Origin of the sequence: Devosia sp. (assembly GCF_028290645.1) — a bacterium.
In the GTDB taxonomy this organism is placed as follows: Bacteria; Pseudomonadota; Alphaproteobacteria; order Rhizobiales; family Devosiaceae; genus Devosia_A.
Window position 1 is genome coordinate 1 of sequence record NZ_JAQGJL010000221.1, and the last position, 4702, is coordinate 4702.

General features: G+C 61.7%; 3 protein-coding genes and 2 pseudogenes. 4 read left to right on the top strand and 1 reads right to left on the bottom strand.

The window, feature by feature from the left end; genetic code table 11:
- The coding region (locus JWQ89_RS12625; RefSeq protein WP_299641536.1) for a hypothetical protein at positions 1–244 on the top strand (244 nt) is incomplete at its 5' end.
- Between the two features lie 177 nt (positions 245–421).
- On the opposite strand, the pseudogene groEL reads toward JWQ89_RS12625, so the two are convergent.
- A pseudogene (gene groEL, locus JWQ89_RS12630) lies at positions 422–1486 on the bottom strand (chaperonin GroEL); the annotation flags it as partial.
- A 569-nt stretch (positions 1487–2055) separates the two neighbouring features.
- Here groEL and JWQ89_RS12635 point away from each other — a divergent pair.
- The 3 genes and pseudogenes from JWQ89_RS12635 to JWQ89_RS12645 all read left to right on the top strand — a co-directional run.
- The gene (locus JWQ89_RS12635; RefSeq protein ID WP_299641538.1) at positions 2056–2295 is read left to right on the top strand and encodes a hypothetical protein; all 240 of its coding nucleotides are present in this window, start codon (positions 2056–2058) and stop codon (positions 2293–2295) included.
- Positions 2289–2702 (top strand): hypothetical protein, encoded by a 414-nt coding sequence (locus JWQ89_RS12640; protein WP_299641540.1) that lies wholly within the window; start codon positions 2289–2291, stop codon positions 2700–2702. Before JWQ89_RS12635 ends, JWQ89_RS12640 begins: the two co-directional genes overlap by 7 nt.
- Before the next feature lie 1679 nt (positions 2703–4381).
- Positions 4382–4702 (top strand): annotated as a pseudogene (locus JWQ89_RS12645) (porin family protein); the annotation flags it as partial.

Below are 4702 nucleotides of genomic sequence, written 5' to 3' on the forward strand. Positions count from 1 at the left end.
AAAACAGCGACGCGGCCTTTCGGTATGCGACGCACTTGCCGGTCGCATCGACACTGCGCTGATGCCACAGGTACGTCAGGTGCTGCGCAGGGTGACGGTGGGCCACGACCGCTTGCTGCTGAGCTTCTCGATGGGCGGTCTACCCACTGTTCTTGCATCGCGCACGCGACAACTCTATGGCCGACGAATGAGCCCGAAGGCGGCAATGGATGAGCTTCGATCAGGCAGCACAGGCCGCTCATGAGCGCGGCCTCAAGAGCTGCTACGCCAGTTCGGCGCCAGAGACGTCCAGACGCTAGCGTAACGATCGCCTTCATCATCGGCCAGATTATATAGCCTCAGTCGAGGTTAGGGCATGGGTAATACTGTCCGGACTTCAAACACTACACGGGGCGGCTGAGGCGCAGGAAGGAGATCTTGGCTAATAGTCCATGCCGCCCATCCCGCCACCGCCCATCGCAGGCGCCGGATCCTTCGGCAATTCGGCGATCATCGCCTCAGTAGTGATGAGCAGGCCTGCGACCGAGGCCGCGTCTTGCAGCGCACTGCGCACAACCTTGACCGGATCGATGATGCCCATAATGATCATGTCGCCGAACTCACCGGTCTGAGCGTCATAGCCATAGGTGTCGGACTTGTTCTCCAGGATTTTCCCGACAATGACCGAGCCTTCGGCTCCTGAGTTCTGGACGATCTGGCGGATCGGTTCCTGCAGCGCGCGGCGCACGATGCCGATGCCGGCCTGCTGGTCGGGGTTCGCACCCTTGACGGTGAGCGAGGCCGAAGCGCGCAGCAGCGCGACGCCACCACCGGCAACGATGCCCTCTTCAACCGCGGCGCGGGTGGCGTTCAGCGCGTCGTCGACGCGGTCCTTGCGCTCATTCACCTCGACTTCGGTCGAACCGCCGACGTTGATCACCGCAACACCGCCGGCGAGCTTGGCCAGGCGTTCCTGCAGCTTCTTCTTGTCGTAGTCCGAAGTGGTGTCTTCGATCTGCGATTTGATCTGGGCGATGCGGCCTTCGATGTCCGCTTTCTTGCCCGCCCCATTGACAATCGTGGTGTTCTCTTTGGTGATCTCGACCTTCTTGGCAGTGCCGAGCATGTCCATCGTCACATTCTCGAGCTTGATGCCGAGATCTTCCGAGATCACCTGGCCGCCGGTGAGGACGGCGATGTCCTCGAGCGTGGCCTTGCGGCGATCGCCGAACCCCGGCGCCTTGACGGCCGCGACCTGGAGGCCGCCCCGCAGGCGGTTGACGACGAGCGTGGCCAGGGCCTCGCCCTCGATGTCCTCGGCAACGATCAGCAGCGGACGCTGGCTCTGCACTACGGCTTCGAGGATCGGCAGCAGTGCCTGGAGGTTGGAGAGCTTCTTTTCGTGCAGCAGGATCACGGGGTCCTCCAGAACCGCCACCATCTTCTCGGCATTGGTGACGAAATAGGGACTAAGATACCCACGGTCGAACTGCATAGGTGCGCCGACCGAGCAGGAACGCGTCGACGTCCTGCATCATCGCGCCGAAGTTCTTCCCGATGTCGTCGAGAAGGGTAGTGTCCACCCCCCGTGAGTGAATCCGCCATCGCGATCCTCGTCCTCCCCACCAGGGGCCTGACCGCGCACATGCAATCGAGCGCGCCACGCCTGTCACTCAGTGGGCAGCCTACGAGACGGCCCGGGAATACCCGGAAGGCATCTGCGGCCAGATAGCGGAGTTGCCGGCGCAAACCATCGAACACGTACGCCTCAAGGCTCGGGCGCTCGAGTGGCTCGGTTTCGTTGAAGGCGAACCGCGCGAAACTGACAACCGGCTGGCTTACCAGCTGGTGCGTGCCCTGCTTGATGGGGTGCCGTCATGACAGCCACGGGCAAGAAGGCTCGTCGCGACAGGGATTCGGTGCGGGAACAGTTCATTGCGATCCTCCATCGCCTGTCGCCGAAACAAATGGATCAGGTTCGCCGCATTGGCGAACGCCTCACGGAGCACGAACGGCAATGCAAGGCGGGGCTGAACCCTCCGGAGCCGCCTTTGACGACATCCGCGGTGAAGGGCGATGAACGCGCCGTTTCTCCGCCCTCGCGGCTGCCCGGTCGGTGTCTGTCCCGTCACGCGGCGCCAAGCGATTGAAGCTCGCATTGAACAGCTGCAAGACGCTACCCTCGCTTTGATTGCCGCGCTCGACGAGATGGAAGATGACCCTGACCTCGAGGACGGGGCCGACGACGTGCCCAGCATCGGCGTCACCCATGCCGGTGGCACCGACCTCGAGCTCGAGGAGGAATTCGAATGCTGACCATGATGGATCCAGCCGACGTGACGAAGATGATCATCGACGCCGCGTACCAGCACGGCCGCCAGACTGCCGAGGTACTGCACATGTGCTTCCCAGCGGTGTGCAGCATCGATGCTGTGGAGCCCGCCCGCGACCGGATGATCGAGGCAGTGGCGCTCCCCTATCTCAGCACGCCGCATTTCTCGTCGACTTTGCTCATGGGCATCAAGGCATCGGCGTTCTGTGGCTTCGAGGAGTGCTGGGGGGAGCTGATGGCCACCGCCGGCGACGCCGACATTCCGGCAGGGGATCAAGCGGCGCTGGAAGCCCTCGATTGGCCATGGTGCACGCCCCTTGAGGGGACCTACGAGCGTCTGAGTTTCCAGCGGCAAACCCCCTTTTTCAGCGGCCCGGCGTTGGTCGGGTAGCTGGGGTTGCCGCCGCCCCTACGCCTCATCCATCTGCCGGATCCATCTGGTGCAAAAAGCCGCCGATGAGCATTAGGTCTCCGCATCCCTGTTCAGTAGATGGGGAGGAGCGGCGAGGCTCATCGCGCATGGCGTGCGGAGCTTCGCCGCCTTTCCTCAGGTAGCGCGGCAGGCCGCGACCGGAGCCGCGGTCCGGACCGTATCGAGGCCCGCGTTAATTACTGCGGCGCGTAATCTTCGTTGACGCAAGCAGCGGGACCGCCTCGCACGCTGCAGGAGAACTTGCCTCTGATGCTCCCGCCACGCGGTCCTGTGGTTGTAGTCTCGGGACAGGTGTTGTCGTTCGTAACATCACCACCAAGGGCCAGGCACTCCCCAACGGTCAGTTCCACCACCCCAATTGAACCGTCGATGAAGCCGGCATCTGACCCGGGCTGTACGGCGGCCCCCTCAGGTAGCTGGATAATGATTGCCGGCGACTGTTGCGCAAGCACCTCCGAGCTGATCAGCAGTCCGCACGAAGTCGAAAGAAGGACAAGCAGAATTGCACTTCGCAACATAGTATTCCTCCATCTGTTGTCGTTGTGGGTCGCTGGTCGTTCTATGTCGCTTCCACAATTATCCCAGCGGATAGGCAAAATAAAGCCAGAAATACTGTCGTAATATTTCGCCGAGTCGATCGACGCCCCTACTTCCATCCCGAGCCTCGATCCCGCTCGCCTGCGTGATGACGTCTGAGGGAGGTAACGGGGGTGTTCGAGGGATTTGGCAGATGACGTCACGCGGGGACGCGGCGCGGCGATGCCATCAAGAGACGCTGCGGAAGAGCGCGAACCGGGCGGCAAGAGCGGAGGAACCTGAGCCACCACATCGGGGGCGGCGTTCCTATTCAATCTACCGATCCTGTTAAAGGAGGCAGAGGCTCACGATCAGCGCCGATCCGAGCATCACTATCACCAGGTCGGATGCGCGGATCCAGTTCATGGCGATGTATCGAACCGTTGGCATCAAACACGTCCTATTGAGCGATAGAGGTGGCGGCACGTAGTGGCCGTCAATGTCAGTGATCCTGCTTGATCGCTCTCGTCCGCGTATCTAGCTCGATTGCCAAAAATCAGGAGAACTTGTCGCACCATGGCCGTGGGCGCACACGCAAGACGTAGCGCTGGCCCGCTCACGGCGGCTTTGTTCGCGTTCCAAACATTTGCGACCTTTGTCGAGTCGTCAGGTGGTAAGTGCACGAGGCTTAAGTGCCCCGCTCGCCCCCAAAGTGGCGGGGCGAGCGGACGCTGCAAGGTGGCTTGTGGCGTCCGCTCCCTGCGAGGCAGTTCAATGGAAACCATGACAGCCGCCAGTAATTTGCTGCAGATTGCCGCAAAGGCTGGGTGACCGCGGGAGGGGATTCTGCCATCGCAGATGCCTCCCACCGGTGGCGAACTGCCCGGTCTCCTTCGTGGATGCCGGGCCTTTGTCGTTTCAGTCACGGTGGGTCAGACACAATATCACAGGGCCGTGATCGTTGAGCGCGCAGTCGATTTCCCAATGTGCATGGTCTTCCTTCTGGCAATGATGTGGCAAGGCCGCCACATAGTGAACACAGAAATGCAATGACTGTGGTGAGAATCTGGACTCTGCGAAACTCCGGCGCATTATTACCCCAAGCGAACAAGGGGACTCCGATGCGGATTCTGATTATTGCCACTATGGCTGCAACACTGATGGCAGGGACGGCCGGCGCCGCTGACCTGGTGCTCGACGAAGGTGTCGCCCCGGTGTATTCCTCGCCCACGTACGACTGGAACGGGTTTTACGTTGGTATCAACGGTGGATACGGGGGCGGCGTGTTCAAGCACCCGCTTCAGCTCATCGGACCCGAATCCCAGGGAGAGGTAGCGCCTGCTCTCGTTCCGCCAGGCCCCGGCGAAATCATCCTTGCTACTGGATCGGCCGATGTGACTGCCGGGGGTTTCGTGGGTGGCGTCCAGGTTGGCTACAACTGG

Excerpts from the sequence above, each read along its gene's own strand:
- JWQ89_RS12635 (WP_299641538.1), top strand. The coding sequence starts at position 2,056 with ATGAACGCGCCGTTTCTCCGCCCTCGCGGCTGCCCGGTCGGTGTCTGT.
- JWQ89_RS12640 (WP_299641540.1), top strand. The coding sequence starts at position 2,289 with ATGCTGACCATGATGGATCCAGCCGACGTGACGAAGATGATCATCGAC.